Genomic DNA, 17,944 nt, shown 5'->3' on the forward strand with positions numbered 1-17,944 from the left:
TAAGAATTCCCGTGAACGCGACCAATCGCACCGTGGTCGTCACCGGTATCGGCGCAACCACACCGCTGGGTGGCGACAGCGCTTCGACCTGGCAGGCCCTGCTCGCCGGACGCTCCGGTGTCAGCACCCTCGAACAGGACTGGGCCACCGATCTGCCGGTCCGTATCGCCGGTCAGATCGCCGTTGAACCGTCCGAGATCATTCCGCGTCCGCAGGCACGCAAGCTGGACCGCTCGGCGCAGTTCGCGCTCGTCGCGGCCCAGGAGGCCTGGAAGGACGCGGGCTTCACCGCCAAGGCGGGCGAGGACACGGCGGTCAACCCCGACCGTCTGGGCGCCGTCATCGCCTCCGGTATCGGTGGTGTGACGACCCTGCTCGACCAGTACGACGTGCTCAAGGAGAAGGGCGTACGCCGCGTCTCCCCGCACACCGTGCCGATGCTGATGCCGAACTCGCCGTCCGCCAACGTCGGCATCGAGTTCAACGCCCGCGCCGGTGTGCACACACCGGTCTCGGCGTGCGCGTCGGGCGCCGAGGCCATCGGCTACGCGATCGAGATGATCCGCTCCGGCCGCGCCGACGTCGTCGTCGCGGGTGGCACGGAGGCGGCCATCCACCCGCTGCCGATCGTGGCGTTCGGCAACATGATGGCGATGTCCAAGAACAACGACGACCCACAGGGCGCCTCCCGCCCCTGGGACGTCGACCGCAACGGCTTCGTGCTCGGTGAGGGCGCGGGCGTGATCATCCTGGAGTCCGAGGAGCACGCCAAGGCCCGCGGCGCCACGATCTACGCGGAGGCCGTCGGCCAGGGCATCTCGGCCGACGCCCACCACATCACGCAGCCCGAGCCGTCCGGCAACGGCATCGCGGCGGCGCTGCAGAACCTGCTCGACAACACAGGGCTCGACCCCGCCGAGATCGTGCATGTCAACGCGCATGCGACCTCGACGCCGGCCGGTGACGTCGGTGAGCTCAGGGCACTGCGCAAGGCGTTCGGCGACGACGTCGACCACATGGCCATCACCAGCACGAAGTCGATGACCGGCCACCTCCTGGGTGGCGCGGGCGGCGTCGAGACGGTGGCCACGGTCCTCGCGCTCAAGAACCGCACCGCCCCGCCGACGATCAACATCGACCAGCTCGACCCGGAGGTCGACGCCGACATCGTCCGCGGCGAGCCCCGCGCGCTGCCGGCCGAGGGCCGGATCGCGGCCCTGAACGACTCGTTCGGCTTCGGCGGCCACAACGTGGTCCTCGCCTTCCGTACGGTCTGAGGCGCGCTCAGCACCCCCTGAGGGCCCGTCCGGTGACCACCGGGCGGGCCCTCGGCCGTCTCAGCCGTCGAAGCTCGCGAAGTACGCCGCCACGGCGTCCTTTTGGCCGTGGCCCTGCTCCTCGGCCCGTCGGAAGCGTTCCGCGTCCGCCGCCACCAGATCCATCCGCACCCCGGCCCCCTGGGCGGCCTCCGTGATGAGCCGGGCGTCCTTGCGGGCCGCGGACACCGTGAAGCTCGCCGGGTAGTTATCGGCCAGGATCAGCGCGGATTTCAGCCGCAGATAGGGCAGGTCGAGCGAGCCGCCGGCGACCGCGGCGAGGAAGTCGCGCGGGTCCACCCCGAGCCCCTCGGCGAGCGCGAGGGCCTCGCCGGTGCCGTTGATGACCGTCAGCACCCAGCTGTTGATGACGAGCTTGAGGCGGCTGGCAGGCCCGCTCGCACCGTCCTCGCCGACCCACCGGGTGGTGCTTCCGATGACGTCGAAGACCCGCCCGGCGCGCTCCCGTACGTCCTGCGGCCCGGCCGCCAGGACCGTCAACTCGCCCTTCTCCGCAGGCGCCTTGGTGCCCAGTACGGGGGCGTCCACGAATCGCAGGCGGTGCTCGTCGGCGAAGCGGGCGAGCGGGGCGAGCCCGTCGGTCCCGACCGTGCTCATCTGGAGCCAGAGGGCGCCGGGCGTCAGCGCGGCGGCGGCCTGTCGCAGCGCGTCGAGGACGGCCGGGCCGTCGAGCAGCATCGTGAGGACCACCTCGGCGCCGTCCACCGCCTCGGCGGGCGTGCCGGTGACGCGGACGCCGTCGGCAGCCAGGGGCTCGGCCCTGGCGCGGGTCCGGTTCCAGGCGCGGACGTCCAGACCGGCCCGGGCGAGATTGCGGGCCATCGCCGCGCCCATGATTCCGGTGCCGAGCACCGCTACGGACAGAGTGTCGGATGACGTGTTGTCGGCCATGACGGCACGCTAGGACGTCGAGCGGACTCGAAGGCAACCGTCGCCGCGTGTCGGAGCGCGCCGTTGCCTAGACGACCTGGTGGAGGCAGCGGACCGGCGCCTGACTCCTCATACGACTTGGTGCAGCCAGCGCACCGGGGCGCCCTCGCCCGCGTACCGGAAGGGCTCCAGTTCGTCGTCCCACGGTTTGCCGAGGAGCTTGGCGACCTCGGCGGCCAGTTCGGTCTCGCCGCGTGCCGAGCGGGCGACCGCGGCGCGCAGCCGGTCCTCGGGGATGAGGATGTCGCCGTGGATGCCCGTGACGGCGTGAAAGATCCCCAGATCGGGGGTGGAGCTGTAGCGCTCGCCCTCCGCGGTGGAGCAGGGTTCCGCGGTCACCTCGAAGCGCAGCAGATGCCAGCCGCGCAGCGCGGAGGCCAGCTTGGAGGCCGTGCCGGCCTCGCCCTGCCAGGAGAACTCGGCTCTCCAGGTGCCCGGGGACGCCGGCTGGCGGATCCAGTCGAGGTTGACGCGCACACCGAGGACGCCCGCGACGGCCCATTCGACGTGCGGGCACAGCGCGCGCGGAGCGGAGTGGACGTACAGAACTCCACGTGTCGTCACCGGGACCTCCAGTGCGGTTCGAGGTTCGCCTTCCCCAGCGGCCTCGTGCCCGTTCCGGTTGCGGCCGGGACAGTGGTCATTCTGCCCCAGTGGTCACTTCGGCACCAGCATGCTGGTGACCTACAGTAAACACCATTAGGCGGAATTTGCCGCAAAAGGGACAGGAAATGACGTGATGTAATTTGTCTGTGCCGACTGCACTCGCCACTTTGGGTCACCGCCCGGCAAGCACGGGGCAAAGCTATCGCGCGGTGCCGGTCGAAGGGGTGACGTACCGTCGGTACCCGAAGAGATATCACTCGCACGCCGGAGGGGGACAGGGGATGACGCGGATCGATCGGCCCTTTCGTCCCCGGCGCCGCCGCTTCCGCCTCCGTTCCTCACGCACCGTCGCCATCGGTTCCGCACTGGTGATCGCCCTCACCGGCTGTAGTGGTGACGGCTCCGCTCCGGAGTCCGGCGCCGGGGGCAAACGGAAGTCCGCGAAGGCGCCCGTCTGGCGCACCGCCCCCCGCTCCATCGCCGCTCTCGGCGACTCCATCACCGTCGGCTTCGACGCCTGCACGGTCCTCTCCGACTGCCCGCAGGTCTCCTGGGCCACCGGCACCGACCCCAAGGTCGACAGCCTCGCCCGACGGCTGGTCAAACACCCCTCCACCCACAGCTGGAACCTCGCCAGGACCGGTGCGCTGATGAGCGACCTGCCCGACCAGGTCACCGCGGCCGCCGACCGCAGGCCCGAGCTGGTCACGGTCCTGATCGGCGCCAACGACGCCTGCCGGCGGGACGTCCGGACGATGACCCCGACGGACGCCTTCCGCACCGACTTCGCGCGGTCCATGAAGTATCTGCGGCGCGCCCTGCCGCACACCCAGGTCTATGTCGCGGCGGTGCCGGACCTGCTGCGGCTGTGGTCGGAAGGGCGCAAGAACCCGCTCGGCAAGCAGGTGTGGAAGCTGGGCATCTGCGGGTCCATGCTGCGCGATCCGGACGATCTGACGCAGGCGGCGCACGACCGCCGGGCGAAGGTCCGGGACCGGGTGATGGCGTACAACACGGCGCTGGCGGAGGTGTGCGGCAAGGACCCGCTGTGCCGGTTCGACAAGGCGGTCTTCGACTACCGCTTCACGGGGCGGCAGTTGAGCACCTGGGACTGGTTCCACCCCGGCACCGGCGGCCAGAAGGAGCTGGCGGAGCTGGCGTTCCGCACGATCACCCGGCCCGGCCGCAGCACCTGAGCGCGCTCCCCGGGCACCGCGCGGGGACCGGCGGGCATAGGCTCGCAGCCATGAAGACGCAGGTCGGCCGGGAACCCTTCGGCACGCTGGAGGACGGTACGCGGGTCGACCGCTGGACCCTGGAGTCGGGCCCCGGCGGGGTACGGGTCCGGGTGCTGACCTACGGCGGGATCATCCAGACGGTGGAGGCCCCCGACCGGGACGGGACGCGGGGGCAACTGGCGCTGGGCTTCGCGGACCTCGGCTCGTACGTCGCGCACGGCGGGTCGTACTTCGGCGCGGTGGTCGGGCGGTATGCGAACCGGATCGCCGGGGCGTCGTTCCGGCTCGACGGCAGGACCTGGGCGCTGACACCGAACGACGGGCGCAACAGCCTGCACGGCGGGTCGCGGAACTTCTCCCGGGTGGTGTGGGACGCCCGGGAGGTCGACGGCGGTGTGCAGCTCCACCGGGTCAGCCCGGACGGTGAGGAGGGCTTCCCCGGCGCGCTGGACGTGCGCGTGACGTACACCCTCTCCCCTGGCGGCGCGCTGCGCATCGTCTTCTGGGCGCGGACCGACGCACCGACCGTCGTCAACCTCACCAACCACACGTACCTCAATCTGGGCGGTGACGGCAGCGGCAGCGCCGCCGGGCACGAGCTGCGGCTGGCGGCGTCCCGGTACACGCCGTGTGACGACAGCGGCATTCCGGTGCCCGGCGCGCCCGCCGAGGTCACCGGCACCCGCTTCGACTTCCGGGCGGCGCGCGCGGTGGGCGGTGCCTTCGACCACAACTTCGCGCTGGACGGCGGAGTGCGTCACGCGCCGCGCACGGTCGCGGAGTTGTACGACCCGCGCTCCGGACGCGCGCTGGAACTGGCCACCACCGAGCCCGGTCTGCAGCTCTACACCGCCGGTCATCTCGACGGCACCCTGACCGGTACGTCGGGCGTCCCCTACGGTCCGGCGGCCGGACTGGCCCTGGAAACTCAGCACTTCCCGGACTCCCCCAACCGCCCGGACTTCCCCAGTACGGTGCTGCGGCCCGGCGGGACCTATCGCTCGGAGACCGTGTACGGCTTCTCGGTGCGGCCGCGGAGTGCGGGAAACCCCTAAGGGCACGGCGGGGCGAAGGTCATCCTGTGCGGCGACGCCACGGGGCGGGGCGGGGCGGAACGATGGCAGTGACCGGTTGTCCGGTCCGTTTCGTTTCCGTTGCCGTTTCCGTTTCCGTTCGTTGTCTGCCCCGGGAGACCTCTCGCCATGGCCCGCCTGCGTACCCCTCATCTCGTGCTGTCCTGTGCGGCGTTGGCCGTCTTCACGACCGGCTGCTCGCTGATGGGTTCCGGCCCGACCAAGGAGGCGGAGCGTACGTACACCGTGCAGGGCAAGGTCACCGCGCTGTCGGCGACCACGCACGGCGGGAACATCGAGGTCGTCCCGGTCGACGGCGGCGGCCCGGTCAAGGTGACGGAGAAGTACGTCTACAACGAGCAGAAGCCGAGCCCCGAGCACGGGGTCAAGAACGGCCGGCTGACGCTCGAGGCCGAGGACTGCGGTATGGGGCGCCGGTGCGAGGTGGCCTACCGGGTGCTGCTGCCGCGCAACGCCTCGGTCCATCTGCGGACCAGCGGCGGGGACATCACCGTCCGCGGCGCCACGGGCGGCATCGACGCGGAGACCAGCGGCGGCGACATCACCGTCAAGGACTCCACGGCCCGCACGGCGACGGCGCGGACCAGCGGCGGCAATGTGGATCTCGCGCTGTCCACGGCCCCGGACGAGGTGTCGGGGCGCACCAGCGGAGGCGATGTCACCATCCGGCTGCCGAAGGGCTCCTACGACGTCGAGGCCACGACCAGCGGCGGCAACAGCAAGGTCTCCGTACCGAAGGACAAGAACTCCGCGCACAAGGTCACGGCACGCACGAGCGGCGGTGATGTGTCGGTGGTGCCCTCATGAGGGGCCGACGGGACCGGCGGGGGCGTCCCTGGGGAGGAGCGCCCCCGCCTCCGGCCCCGTCAGCCGACGGTGACCTCCGCCGTCAGCCTGCGGTCGTCGACGCTGTGCGCCGCCTCGACGAGATAGACGCCCTTGACCCGGTGCCAGCCGCCGTCCTCCGCGTCCCAGACCGCGAACGCGCGGTCCGGCAGCGGGATCTCGGCCTCGGCGCTCTCACCGGGACCGGCCTCGACGACGGCGAAACCGGCCAGCCAGCGCGCCGGGCGCTCCGGAGCATCGGGAGCGGCGTCCGCGGTGGGCGCCAGATAGATCTGGACGACCTCGCGGCCGGGCCGGTCACCGGCGTTGCGGATCCGCACCCGCACCGAGTCCGGGGTGGTGTCCAGCGACTCGTACTCCCAGTCGGTGTAGCCGAGGCCGTGTCCGAAGGGGTAGGCGGGCGCGGCAGCGGACCGCTGCCAGGCGCGGTACCCGATGAACACGCCCTCGGCGTAGTCGAGTTGGCCGTCGTCCGGGGTGACGGTGGTGACCGGGGCGTCGTCGAGGCGGGCCGGCCAGGTGGTGGGCAGCCGGCCGCCCGGCTCATGGGCGCCGAGCAGGACGTCCGCCAGCGCCGCCCCCGCCTCCTGGCCGGGGAACCAGCTCAGCAGCACGGCGGGGACCTGCTCGCGCCACGGAAGCTCCACCGGGGAGCCGGAGTTGACGACCACCACGGTGTGCGGGTTGGCGGCGGCGACCCGGCGGACCAGCTCGTCCTGGCGGCCGGGCAGCCGCAGATCACCGCGGTCGAAGCCCTCGGACTCGGTCTCTTCGGTGGTGGCGACGACGACGATGGCCACATCGGCGGCGGCCGCGGCGCGGGCCGCCTCGGCGAGCTCCGCGTCCGCATCGGCCTGCGGCGCCCGGTGGCCGAGGGCGAACGTCAGCGCGGCCGGCCCCTCGCCACGGTCCGTACCGTCCGGCACGAACCGCAGGGTGACCTCGACGCGCTCGCCCGCCGTCAGCTGCGCCGTCACCCGCCGTTCGGTGGGGTTCAGGAACGCCTCGAAGGGGTCGCCGCCCGCCGGCGCGCACCGGCCGTCGAAGAGCGCCGCGCCTCCGACGGTCAGCCGCAGCTCACCGGTGCCGGAGACGGCGAGGGTGTGGTGGCCGGTGTCCTGCGGGGTGAAGCTGCCGGTCAGTTCGACGGCGCCCAGGTTCTGCCGGGTGACGCCCTCGGGGAAGCGGCCCATCATCTGCACCTTGCCGTCGGATTGCGCGGTCTCGGCGAGCAGCCGGCCGTCCGCGGCCAGGTAGCGGGCGCGCAGGGTGAAGCCCTCACGGGCGTGCGCGACGCGCGAGCGCGGATCGGCGCCGGCCGCGTAGGTGACCTCGACGTCATCGGGGAGTGCGGCGCGCAGCCCCTCCAGCGGGGAGACGACCGCGTCGGGAAAGACGGTCGCGGACCCGCCGCCGAGCACCCGTGCCTCGCGTGCGGCCGTCCCGATGACGGCGACCCTGCGGACCGTGGCGGCATCCAGCGGCAGTGCCCGCCGCGCGCCCACCGGCTCGTTGCGCAGCAGGACACAGGCCCGCCGGGCGACCTCACGGGCCACCGCCCGGCCGTCGGTCCCCCGCGGGAGCTCGGCCGGGCCGACCGCGGCCGGCACCCCGTCCAGACACCCCGTGCGGGCGGCGAGCAGCAGCACCCGGCGCACCGCGGCGTCCACCTCCGCCTCGGTGACCTCACCCGTACGGACGACCTCGGCGAGCGGCGCGCCGTAGACCGTACGGGGCCCCGGCATCGCCACGTCCAGGCCGCCGCGCAGTGCGCGCACGGTGTTGCGGGCGGCCGTCCAGTCGGAGACGTTGCAGCCGTCGAAGCCCCATTCGCCGCGGAGGACGTCCTGGACGAGAGCCCGGTGTTCGGTCATCGTCGAGCCGTTGACCTGGTTGTAGGCGGTCATCACCGCCCAGGGGCGGGCGTTTTCGACGATGTGCTCGAAGGGCGCGAGATAGAGCTCGCGCAGCGGGCGGGGGGCGATGCGGTTGTCGACGGTGAGCCGGTCGGTCTCGGCGTCGTTGCCCACGAAGTGCTTGACGGTCGCCCCCACGCCGCCCTCCTGCACCCCGCGGACATATCCGGCGCCGATCACGCCGGTGAGCAGCGGGTCTTCCGCATAGCACTCGAAGTGGCGGCCGCCCAGCGGTGAGCGGTGCAGATTGACGGTCGGCGCCAGCAGGACATGTACGCCCTTGCGGCGGGCCTCCTGGGCGAGGAGGTGACCGGCCCGGCGGGCCAGCTCGGGGTCCCAGGTGGCGGCCAGCGCCGTGGGGCTGGGCAGCGCGACCGAGGGGTCCCCGGCGTTCCACTCCTGGCCCCGCACCCCGACCGGACCGTCCGACATCACCAGTGACCGCAGCCCGATCGCGGGCACGGCCGGCAGGGTCCACATGTCCTGGCCGGACAGCAGCCGGACCTTGGTGTCGAGGTCGAGCGCGGCGAGTGCCCGCTCGACGGCCGCGGTGTGCTCGTGCGCGCGGCTACCGGCATGATGGTGGGCGGCGTCAGCGGCGGGGCCGTGAGGATGGTGGTCGGTCATGCGGCTCTCCGGTGTTCCCTGAATGGACGTGCGGACCCCCTGTCCGGATTCTTACCGTCCCACCTGTCAATCGGTAGGCGCCGTTACTTTTCCGTTACATCAGTCGTACGGGATCTCCACGGGAGGGTTACGCTCGGCCGGTGACTGCACGAGACCAGGACGGAGCCCGCGGCGGCGGGCCGGGCGCGCGGCGGACCGGCGGCGGGCGCGAGACCCAGCGCGCGGAGCGGCGCGCGGCCATCCTGGAGGCCGCCATGGAGCTGATCGCCGAGCGCGGCTACCGCCGTACCTCGCTCGCCGCCGTCGCCGAACGCGCCGGACTGACCCAGCAGGGCCTGCTGCACCACTTCCCCACCAAGGAGCTGCTGCTGGTGGGGGTGCTGGAGACGCGCGACCGCTGGGACCTGGCCTCGGCCGCCGCGGCGGCCGGCGCCCGGCACACCGACACCCTCGCCCAGCTCGTCGACTACAACGCCACCCGCCCCGGCCTCGTCCAGACCTACACGGTGCTGTCCGCCGACAGCGTCACCGAGGACCACCCCGCCCGCGCCTTCTTCGAGTCCCGCTTCCGTGCCGTACGCGCCGCGATGGCCGAGGTGCTGCGGGCGGAATGCGGTGACACCCTGCCCTGCGGGCTGACCCCGGAGCAGGCGGCGCCCCTGATGGTCGCCGTGATGGACGGGCTGCAGCTGCAGTGGCTGCTGGACCCGGAGGACGTGGAGATGCCGGCGGCCTTCCGGGACTTCCTGACGCTGCTCGGGTGCGGGGAGGGGCGGGCCGACGGGTCCGGCGAAGTACCCGGCGACGGGCCGGGCGACATAGTCGGCGAGGGGCCCGGCGAGGGCTGACCGCCTGTCCCCCGGCCCCCCGTAGACCCGGTGGTCCCCCGTGCCGCTACCGGGCGGGGGCGAGGCAGGAAATCGTCATCCTGTCCGGGCTGTACTCGGCGTCGGCGAGCATCTCACCGCCGACGCACGCGTCCTGTGAGGTGTTGAGCCTGCGGGTCACCTTGTACTCCGCGTCGGCCGCACCGCAGTCCACGATCTCCAGGTCCTGGTCCTGCCAGTCGCCCTCGTTGCGTACGCAGTCCCCGACGGCGAGGGTGGGCGCCTTCCCGATGCCGGCCCCTTCGACGAACGCGCCGAGCACGAACAAGGTGGGAACCGCCAGGACCACCAGGGCCATCGGCACCAGGAACAGCAGCGCCACCGGCCGGCGCAGCAGTGACCTGCCCGGGTCGAGCGAGGGCCCGAAACCGCCTGCGGGGGCGGCCAGTTTGCGGAAGCGGCCACGGGGACCGAGGTTCATCAGCAGGGTGATCGGGGTGACGGCCACGGACAGCGGGCTCCACCAGCCCTGCCACAGCGTCTTCGCGGACATCTCCCGGTAGGTGGCCAGTCCGCAGGAACGGCAGAACATTCCGCGGCGGCTGAGGAACCGCATCAGGACGAGGAGGCCCTGGTGCCCGCGCACGGTGGCCTGCACGGCGGGCCGGGCGCCGCAGAACTGGCAGCCCGGGTCGGCGGCGTACGGCTGCGGGTGCGGGAATGGGTGCGGGTATGGATGCGGGTGCGGCTGCCGGTCGTACGGGTGCGGGGCCGGCTGTCCCGGCTGCGGGTCGTACGGGCCGACGGGCGGCTGCGGGGAGGTGCCCGCGGGCCGCTGCGGGGAGGGCCCCGGGGGCTGTTGCCCGTACGGTGGGGCATACGGGTACGGGCCGTGCGGTGGTGGCGGGTTGGCCACGGAGATCCCCCTGAGTCTCGTGGAAAGCGCCGGACGCGGCGGCGGACCGGGCCGGATCAGGCACCCTATCCGCGGTCACCCGGCGCCCACGGGCCGGGTCGAGGGCCGGACCAAGGAACCGGACCGAGGGGCCGGAACAGGACAGCGGTGAGGGCGGCACCTCTACCGCCCCCACGCGCACACCGCTTTACTCGCCCCATGAGACGCATACGTACCAGGACGGTCGCGCTCGGTGTCGCGCTGATCGCCGTTGTCCCGCTGTCCCTGACGGCTCCGGCCACCGCGGCGCCCGCGGCGGACACCACCGTGGAGGAGGGGCGGCTGACGCAGGCGGCGCCGCAGGAGATCCTGCGGCGCAGTGGATTCGACGCGTGGGAGCGGGAGTTCGCGCGCGGGCTGGCGCGGGTGACGAGCTATCCGCAGGCCCAGCGCTATGTCGCGGACGAGGGGCGGGCGCTGTGGCGGCGGGCCGTGGACCGGGCGCAGGGCCGCGGGTCCGACGGGGGCGATCTGAGCCGGGACGACGACCGGCCGCTGTACTGGGCGCGGCTCGGGATGACGAAGGAACTACGGCAGTGGCGGCCGGAGTTCGGGCTGACCGAGGCCCGGCGCGATGCCCTGCTCGGGTCGCTGGAGCGGGGTTCGCGCGGGCAGGACTCGATCGCGCTGCCCGCCGGGAAGGAGGTCCTGCGGATCGTGGTGACCGGCTTCGACCCGTTCCAGCTGGACGCCGATGCCCGGCGGAGCAACCCTTCGGGCGCGGCGGCGCTCGCGCTGGACGGGACGACGGTGCGTACCGCCTCCGGGAAGCAGGCCCGCATCGAGACCGCGGTCTTCCCCGTACGGTGGGCCGACTTCGCGGCCGGCACGGTGGAGCGCACCCTGCTGCCGCACTTCCGGAGCGGGCCGCGGCAGGCCGATCTGTTCACGACGGTCAGCCAGGGGCGGCCCGGACGGTTCGATGTCGAGCGGACCAACGGGGCCTGGCGGGGCGGATATCCGGACAATGCCCGGGAGTCCCGTACGGACGTCGTACCGATTCCCGCGGGGGTGCCGACCGTGCGGCCACAGCCGCAGTGGACGACCACCAGCCTGCCGTACGCGCGGATCGTGGCGGCCGGCACCGGACCGTATCCGGTGGTCGACCACACCGCCGTCACCGAGATCCCGGCGGGCGGCGGCGCACCGGTCGACCGGCCGGACGGCCCGACCCCGGGCTCCACGGCCCGTGCCGGGGGCGGCGGGGACTATCTGTCCAACGAGATCGCCTACCGGGCGACGCTGCTGCGGGACGCGGTGCGGCCCGCGATCCCGGGCGGGCATCTGCACACTCCGGTGCTGGAGTTCGGCCCCGGCAACACGGACCCGGCGAACGGGCAGGTCACCGACCCTGACTTCGTACGGAACCGGATCGCGATCACCAGGCAGGTGCGGGCGGTCGTGACGGTGGCGGCGTCGGAGGCGGCCGCGCGGACGGCGGCCCGCCGGTAGCGGCCCGTGGGCGGATACCGGCGGAGGAAAGCCCGCCGGCCCGCCCGTGCCGCGCGGCATCATGGGCGAATGATCATTGCTGCCGCACAATTCCTCCCGGTACCGGGCGACATCGAGGCCAACGCCGCCCGGATGGCCGGGCTCGTCACCGAGGCCGCCGGGCGCGGCGCGGGGCTGGTGGTCTTCCCCGAACTCGCGCTGACGCACTACGACCTGGACCTGATAGCCGCCGATCCCCTGGGCATGACAGTCACCGAGGACGACGCCCGGCTGGCACCCGTACGGGACGCATGCCGGGCGACCGGGGTCGCGGCGGTCGTGAACGCGGCGGGCCGCGCCTGCGGTGACGGGCCCCGCCCGGCCATCTCGTCCTTCGTCATCGGCCCGGACGGCGCCCTGGTCACCCGCTACGACAAGATCCACCTGTTCGGGGACGAGAAGGCGCTCTTCGCGCCGGGCACCACCGAGGGCCGCTTCACCCTGGGCGGCATCCGGTTCGCGCTCGCCACCTGCTTCGACAACAGCTTCCCCGAGGTGCCGGCGCGGGCCGCGGCGGACGGCTGCCGGGTGTATCTCGCCAGCTCCTTCCATGGCGCGGCGGAGCGCGTGGCGCGGTATGCGCAGCAGGCGCGGGACCACGGGCTGCATGTGCTGCTCGCCAATGGCCTGGGTACCGGGAACGCCCCTGCCGGGTGCGGCCTCAGCGGCGCCTGGCTGCCGTCCGGAGAGCGGGTGGCGGCGGCCGCCGAGTGGACCGGGACGGGGCCGGGGGACGGTGCGGAGCTGGTGCTCACCGATGTCCGCGACCGGATCACGCTGATGGCGGACCCGGCGGTGGCCGCGATCCCCGTCGAGGAGTGCGGTGAGCCGCTGGTGGACGTACGGACCGCGGCGCCCGCACTGCGGGTGGCCGAGAACCGGCACGACGCGCTGGGCAACTTCGCCTTTCTGCGGGAGGGCGTGCTCCAACGGCTGCTGGCGGCGCAGGAGTCACTGCCGGACGGGCTGCGGCTGCAGTTCGTCGAGGGCTACCGGCCGCCGGGGCTGCAGCGCCGCTACTTCGAGGAGTACGCGGACGAACTGCGCGCCGCCCACCCCGACTGGGACGCCGCCCGCCTCCACCGGGCCGCCAGCCGCTATGTGTCGCCGCCCGAGATCGCCCCGCACAGCGCCGGCGGGGCGGTGGACCTCACCCTCGTCACCGCCGAGGGGGACGAGGTCGACATGGGGACACCGATCAATGCCTCCCCGGAGGAGAGCGACGGTGCCTGCTACACGGCCGCGCCGGATCTGACGCCCGCCGCCCGCGCCCACCGCCGGGTGCTGAACGCCGCGCTGACCGCTGCCGGTCTGGTCAACTACCCGACGGAGTGGTGGCACTGGTCCTACGGCGACCGCTACTGGGCGCTGGCGACCGGTGCGGAGCACGCGCTGTACGGGCCGAAGGAGCGGGACGGGCAGTGATGCCGGCTGCCGCGCGCGGCCCGGCCGGACGCGCAGGCCGCGGTGGCGGCGCCGGTCCGGCCGGACGGCGCCGGTCCGGCCTCAGCCCTGCGGCTGCTCCGGCGCCAGCACCTCCAGCTCCGCCCGGGTCGGGTAGGACGGCTGGGCGCCCGGCTTGGTGACGGCTGCGGCGCCGACCCGTACGGCGAAGCGCGCCGCCTCGGGCAGTGCGTCACCGCGGGCCAGGCGGGTGGCGAGGGCGCCGGTGAAGGCGTCACCGGCGCCGGTGGTGTCCACGGCCTTGACGCGGACACCCGGGACGTTCTCGGCTCCGTCGGCGTCCAGGACCAGCGCGCCGTCGCCGCCGAGGGTGACCACGACGGAGCGGGCGCCCCGGTCGCACAGTGCCTGCGCCCACTGGGCGGGGGTGCCGTTGGTCAGCCCGGAGAGCTGCCGCGCCTCGTGCTCGTTGACCACCAACGGGTCGGCCACCGAGAGGAGTTCGGGGGCCAGATCCGCCGTGGGGGCCGGGGAGGGGTTGAGGACGACGCGGGTACCGGCCTGCTCGGCGGCCGAGGCGGCGGCACGTACGGACGCCATGGGGATCTCCAGCTGGAGGGAGACCACGGCGGAGGCGGCGATGGTGTCCTTCGCGGCGGCCACGTCCTGCGGGGTGAGCGCGGCGTTGGCGCCGGGCGAGACCACGATGCTGTTGTCGCCGTCCGGGTCGACGATGATCATCGCGGTGCCGGTGCGGGCCGTCCCGTCCACGATGACCGGGGTGACATCGGTGCCCGCCGCGCGCTGGGCGCCGAGCAGCAGCTCGCCGTACGCGTCACCGCCGACCCGCGCCAGCAGCGCGGTGCGCCCGCCGATCCGGGCCGCGGCGGCCGCCTGGTTGGCGCCCTTTCCGCCGGCCGATTCGACCAGGTCCGTGCCGAGCACGGTCTCGCCCGCGCCGGGGCGCCGGTCGACCCGTACCGTCAGATCCGCGTTGGCCGAGCCGACCACCAGGACGTCATACATGCACCGCTCTCCCACTTCTTCTCACCTGTCTTTGCCCGGCGGCCCGCCGGACGTGCCGGGCCGCGCTCTCAGCCATCGAATTTCGCGGCGTTCTCGGCGGTCACCAGCACCACCGGCACCCTGACCGACTTCGGCAGCTTCTCACCGCGGGAGGCCTTCATCGCCCAGTCCACGGCCTGCTTGCCGAGGAGTTCGGGCTGCTGGGCAACCGTGGCGGTCAGGGTGCCGCCGCGGACCGCCTTGACCCCGTCCGGGGTGCCGTCGAACGCCACCACCTTGACGTTCTTGCCGGAACGGCCGCCCAGCGCCTTGGACGCGCCCAGCGCCATCTCGTCGTTGGCGGCGAACACCCCGCCGATGTCGCGGTGCGCCTGGAGCATGTTGGTCATCACGTCCATGCCCTTGGCGCGGTCGAAGTCCGCGGGCTGCCGGGCGACGACCTGGATGCCGGGGTACTTCTTGATGCCCTCTTCGAAGCCCTTGCCGCGCTCGCGGGCGGCGGAGGTACCGGGCTGGCCCTCCAGGAAGGCCACCTTGCCCTTGCCGCCGAGCGATTCGGCCAGGGTCTTCGCGGCGAGCCGGCCGCCCGCGGCATTGTCGGAGGCGATGGTCGAGCCGACCGTGCCGCCGTTGACGCCCCGGTCGATGGAGATGACCGGCACCTTCGCCCGGTTGGCGACGCCGACGGCCGGGACCGCGGCGTCCGAGTCGACCGGGTTGATGATGGCCGCCTTGACGTTCTGGCTGGTGAACGTCTCCATCTGATTGATCTGCTGGGTGGGGTCGTTCTGCGCGTCGGTGATGTTGAGGTGCAGTCCGCGGGCGTCCGCCTCGGCCTGGGCGCCTTCCTTGATGCCGACGAAGAACGGGTTGTTCATCGTGGACAGCGCGAGCCCCAGGTCGGTGTTGCCGCCGCGGTCGCAGCCGGCCAGGCCCAGGGAGAGGGTCGCGGCCAGCCCGGCCGCCAGCGACGCCTTGATCCGGGTGGTCCGCCGGGCGCTCATCGCGAGCTCCGGCGGCGCAGCGTGTCCAGGAGCACCGCCAGCGCGATGACCAGTCCGGTGGCGACCTGCTGCCAGAAGGCGGAGACGCTCAGCAGGTTGAGACCGTTGCGCAGGACCGCGAGGATCAGCGCGCCGATGAGGGTGCCGGAGGCCTTGCCGGAGCCGCCGGAGAGGCTGGCCCCGCCGATGACGACGGCGGCGATGGCGTCCAGCTCGTAGCCGGTGGCGGCCTGCGGCTGGGCGGAGGTGAGCCGGGCGGCGAGCACGATGCCGGCGACCGCGGCGAACAGACCGGACAGTGCGTAGATCGCGAGCTTGCGGCGCTTGACGTTGATACCGGAGAGCCGGGCCGCCTCCTCGTTGCCGCCGATCGCGAACATCGCCCGGCCGGCGTACGTACGGGCCAGCACCAGCGCGGCGATCAGCCCCATCGCGATCATGACGAGGACGGGGACCGGCAGCCAGCCGCCGAGGGTGTCGCCGAGCGCGCTGACCGAGCCGGGGAAGGGGATCGGGGCGCCGCCGGAGATCACCAGGGCCAGGCCGCGGCCGACCGAGAGCATCGCCAGCGTGGCGATGAAGGCGGGCAGTTTGCCGTAGGCGACCAGCGCGCCGGAGACCAGACCGGCCCCCGCGCCGACGGCCAGGCCGAGCAGCACCGCCATCCAGACGGGCAGGCCGTCACCGGTGGCCGCCCAGGCCACGACGGTGGCGGAGAGCGCGGCGACCGAGCCGACCGACAGATCGATACCGGCCGAGACGATCACGAAGGTGACGCCGAAGGCGAGGATCGCGGTGACCGACGCCTGGACGCCGACGTTGAGGAGGTTCTGCCCGTTGAGGAAGTCCCTGGACAGCACCGCCATCACCACGACCAGGGCGATCAGCCCGCCGAGCGGCCCGTTTCTGAGGACCGCCCGGGAGAACCACGCTCCCGCGCCGTCCCGGTCCGGGGCCCGTCCCACCGCCTCGGCGGCGGCTCCCTTCTTCAGCTCAGTGGACATCGGAGCCCTCCATCGCGCTCTCGTCGTGCTTCGTGTTCTCGGGGGTGCCGCCGGGGGACTGGAGCGCCAGCTCCATCACGGCGTCCTGGGTGGCCTCTTCGGCCGGCAGCTCACCGGCCAGCCGGCCCTGCGACATCACCAGCACCCGGTCGCTCATCCCGAGTACCTCGGGCAGATCGCTGGAGATCATCAGGACCGCGCGGCCGGACGCCGTCAGCTCGTTGATCAGCTGGTAGATCTCGACCTTGGCGCCGACGTCGATACCGCGCGTCGGCTCGTCGAGGATCAGCAGCCTGGTGTCCGTCAGCAGCCACTTGCCGATGACGATCTTCTGCTGGTTGCCGCCGGAGAGGGTGCGGGCGCTCTGGCCCAGACCGCTCATCCGGACCTTCAACTGCGCGGCGACGGTGGCCGCTTCGCGCCGCTGCGCGCCCCGGTCCACCAGCCCGCCGCGGGTGTCGCGGTCGAGCCGGGCGAGGGTGAGGTTGTCCTGGAGGGAGGCGTCCAGCACCAGGCCCTGGCCCTTGCGGTCCTCCGGTACGAGGCCGAGCCCGGCGCGCATCGCGGCCCGGACGTCGCCGCGGGCCAGCTCCTTGCCGTCGATCTCGACCGTGCCGGCGTCATAGCGGTCGACGCCGAAGATCGCCCGGACGACCTCGGTGCGGCCCGCGCCGACCAGTCCGGCGAGGCCCACGACCTCACCGGCCCGCACCTCGAAGTCGATGCCCTCGAAGACCGGCCCGGCCGCGGTGCCGTTGCGGCTCAGCCCGCGGACGCGCAGCAGAGGCGCGCCCGGCTCATCGGGGCGCCGGCGCGGGTACTGCTCGGCGATGTCCCGGCCCACCATGAGGCGGATCAGCTCGTCCTCGTCCGTCGAGGCCGGCACCTGTGCGACGGAGCGGCCGTCCCGCAGGACGGTGACCCGGTCGCCGAGGGCGCCGATCTCCTCCAGGTGGTGGGTGATGAAGATGATGCCGACGCCGGTGTCGCGCAGTTCGCGGACGATCTCGAAGAGGGTCTCGACCTCCTCGGAGGTCAGCACCGCGGTCGGCTCGTCCATGATCAGGACCCGGGCGTCCAGGCTGAGCGCCTTGGCGATCTCGACCATCTGGAGGCGGGCGATGCCCAGTTCGGCGACCGGGGTGTTCGGGGACACATCGAGCCGTACGCGCCGCAGCAGCTCGGCGGCCCGGGCCCGCATCGCCTTCCTGTCGACCAGACCGAGCTTGGTGCGCGGCTGCCGGCCCAGGAAGATGTTCTCGGCGACGGTCAGCCCGGGGACGAGGTTGAACTCCTGGTAGATGGTGGCGATACCGAGCCGTTCGGCGTCCTGCGCCGAGCGGATGGTGGCCTCGGCGCCGTCCACGAGGAGCCGGCCCTCGTCGGGGCGGTGGGCGCCGGAGAGCATCTTGATGAGGGTGCTCTTGCCCGCACCGTTCTCGCCGAGGAGGACGTGCACCTCGCCGGTGCGCAGGGTCAGGTCCACGCCGTCGAGCGCGCGGACGCCCGGGAACGACTTCGTCACCCCCTCCACGCGCAGCAGTTCGCGGCCGCCCGGTTCGTCGTCGTTGACGCCGGTCATGCGCTGCCCCTCTCTTCCTCGGGTGGCTTGTGTGGTGACTTCGGGTGGCCCGTGAAG

13 protein-coding genes and 1 pseudogene are annotated in these 17,944 nt (G+C 73.0%); 7 read left to right on the forward strand and 7 right to left on the reverse strand.

Going from position 1 to position 17,944, the window contains the following annotated elements; translation table 11 throughout:
- The first annotated feature begins 11 nt into the window (after positions 1-11).
- The gene (gene fabF, locus NUT86_RS13530) at positions 12-1,277 is read left to right on the forward strand and encodes a beta-ketoacyl-ACP synthase II (RefSeq protein ID WP_018088057.1); all 1,266 of its coding nucleotides are present in this window, start codon (positions 12-14) and stop codon (positions 1,275-1,277) included.
- Positions 1,278-1,337: 60 nt separating this feature from the next.
- Here the strand turns inward: fabF and NUT86_RS13535 are convergent, their stop codons facing one another.
- Together NUT86_RS13535 and NUT86_RS13540 are read right to left on the reverse strand one after the other, a co-directional pair.
- Positions 1,338-2,228 carry an NAD(P)-dependent oxidoreductase gene (locus NUT86_RS13535; protein WP_159488368.1) on the reverse strand — a complete coding sequence of 297 codons (891 nt, stop codon included), beginning with the start codon at positions 2,226-2,228 and terminating at the stop codon, positions 1,338-1,340.
- A gap of 108 nt (positions 2,229-2,336) precedes the next feature.
- Positions 2,337-2,831, reverse strand: coding sequence for a DUF3145 domain-containing protein (locus tag NUT86_RS13540; protein WP_018088059.1), 495 nt, complete (start codon positions 2,829-2,831; stop codon positions 2,337-2,339).
- A gap of 323 nt (positions 2,832-3,154) precedes the next feature.
- Here NUT86_RS13540 and NUT86_RS13545 point away from each other — a divergent pair, with 323 nt between their 5' ends.
- From NUT86_RS13545 to NUT86_RS13555, 3 genes are all read left to right on the forward strand, one after another.
- Positions 3,155-4,069: an SGNH/GDSL hydrolase family protein gene (locus NUT86_RS13545; protein ID WP_093644323.1), complete on the forward strand. Its 915-nt coding sequence runs from the start codon at positions 3,155-3,157 to the stop codon at positions 4,067-4,069.
- Positions 4,070-4,119: 50 nt separating this feature from the next.
- Positions 4,120-5,166, forward strand: a complete 1,047-nt coding sequence (locus NUT86_RS13550) for an aldose epimerase family protein (RefSeq protein ID WP_274735404.1) — start codon at positions 4,120-4,122, stop codon at positions 5,164-5,166.
- A gap of 147 nt (positions 5,167-5,313) precedes the next feature.
- The gene (locus NUT86_RS13555; RefSeq protein WP_274735406.1) at positions 5,314-6,012 is read left to right on the forward strand and encodes a DUF4097 family beta strand repeat-containing protein; all 699 of its coding nucleotides are present in this window, start codon (positions 5,314-5,316) and stop codon (positions 6,010-6,012) included.
- Between the two features lie 59 nt (positions 6,013-6,071).
- Here NUT86_RS13555 and NUT86_RS13560 read toward each other — a convergent pair whose 3' ends face one another.
- Positions 6,072-8,594, reverse strand: coding sequence for a beta-glucosidase family protein (locus NUT86_RS13560; protein WP_274735408.1), 2,523 nt, complete (start codon positions 8,592-8,594; stop codon positions 6,072-6,074).
- Positions 8,595-8,734: 140 nt separating this feature from the next.
- Here NUT86_RS13560 and NUT86_RS13565 point away from each other — a divergent pair, with 140 nt between their 5' ends.
- On the forward strand, positions 8,735-9,442 hold the full coding sequence (locus tag NUT86_RS13565) for a TetR/AcrR family transcriptional regulator (RefSeq protein WP_266446626.1): 708 nt from the start codon (positions 8,735-8,737) through the stop codon (positions 9,440-9,442).
- Positions 9,443-9,488: 46 nt separating this feature from the next.
- On the opposite strand, the gene NUT86_RS13570 is transcribed toward NUT86_RS13565, so the two are convergent.
- Positions 9,489-10,337: an LppU/SCO3897 family protein gene (locus NUT86_RS13570; protein ID WP_159488364.1), complete on the reverse strand. Its 849-nt coding sequence runs from the start codon at positions 10,335-10,337 to the stop codon at positions 9,489-9,491.
- Between the two features lie 198 nt (positions 10,338-10,535).
- On the opposite strand from NUT86_RS13570, the gene NUT86_RS13575 reads away from it, so the two are divergent.
- Positions 10,536-11,828, forward strand: a complete 1,293-nt coding sequence (locus NUT86_RS13575; protein WP_274735412.1) for a pyroglutamyl peptidase — start codon at positions 10,536-10,538, stop codon at positions 11,826-11,828.
- Positions 11,829-11,897: 69 nt separating this feature from the next.
- Positions 11,898-13,292 (forward strand): nitrilase-related carbon-nitrogen hydrolase, encoded by a 1,395-nt coding sequence (locus NUT86_RS13580; RefSeq protein ID WP_274735414.1) that lies wholly within the window; start codon positions 11,898-11,900, stop codon positions 13,290-13,292.
- An 81-nt stretch (positions 13,293-13,373) separates the two neighbouring features.
- Here NUT86_RS13580 and NUT86_RS13585 read toward each other — a convergent pair whose 3' ends face one another.
- From NUT86_RS13585 to NUT86_RS13595, 3 genes and pseudogenes are all read right to left on the reverse strand, one after another.
- Complete coding sequence (locus tag NUT86_RS13585; protein ID WP_274735416.1) at positions 13,374-14,297, reverse strand: ribokinase; 924 nt, start codon at positions 14,295-14,297, stop codon at positions 13,374-13,376.
- A 68-nt stretch (positions 14,298-14,365) separates the two neighbouring features.
- Positions 14,366-16,305: pseudogene (locus tag NUT86_RS13590) on the reverse strand (ABC transporter permease/substrate-binding protein).
- Positions 16,295-17,887 (reverse strand): sugar ABC transporter ATP-binding protein, encoded by a 1,593-nt coding sequence (locus NUT86_RS13595; protein WP_148588487.1) that lies wholly within the window; start codon positions 17,885-17,887, stop codon positions 16,295-16,297. The pseudogene NUT86_RS13590 and the gene NUT86_RS13595 overlap by 11 nt, the downstream one beginning before the upstream one ends.
- Positions 17,888-17,944: the final 57 nt, after the last annotated feature.

It is taken from the genome of Streptomyces sp. G7(2002), assembly GCF_028870195.1.
Classification (GTDB): domain Bacteria; phylum Actinomycetota; class Actinomycetes; order Streptomycetales; family Streptomycetaceae; genus Streptomyces; species Streptomyces nigrescens.

Bases quoted from the DNA above. Each gene is read 5' to 3' on its own strand.
- NUT86_RS13535 (WP_159488368.1), bottom strand. From the start codon at position 2,228: ATGGCCGACAACACGTCATCCGACACTCTGTCCGTAGCGGTGCTCGGC.
- NUT86_RS13545 (WP_093644323.1), top strand. From the start codon at position 3,155: ATGACGCGGATCGATCGGCCCTTTCGTCCCCGGCGCCGCCGCTTCCGC.
- NUT86_RS13550 (WP_274735404.1), top strand. From the start codon at position 4,120: ATGAAGACGCAGGTCGGCCGGGAACCCTTCGGCACGCTGGAGGACGGT.
- NUT86_RS13555 (WP_274735406.1), top strand. From the start codon at position 5,314: ATGGCCCGCCTGCGTACCCCTCATCTCGTGCTGTCCTGTGCGGCGTTG.
- NUT86_RS13560 (WP_274735408.1), bottom strand. From the start codon at position 8,594: ATGACCGACCACCATCCTCACGGCCCCGCCGCTGACGCCGCCCACCAT.
- NUT86_RS13575 (WP_274735412.1), top strand. From the start codon at position 10,536: ATGAGACGCATACGTACCAGGACGGTCGCGCTCGGTGTCGCGCTGATC.
- NUT86_RS13580 (WP_274735414.1), top strand. From the start codon at position 11,898: ATGATCATTGCTGCCGCACAATTCCTCCCGGTACCGGGCGACATCGAG.
- NUT86_RS13585 (WP_274735416.1), bottom strand. From the start codon at position 14,297: ATGTATGACGTCCTGGTGGTCGGCTCGGCCAACGCGGATCTGACGGTA.
- NUT86_RS13595 (WP_148588487.1), bottom strand. From the start codon at position 17,887: ATGACCGGCGTCAACGACGACGAACCGGGCGGCCGCGAACTGCTGCGC.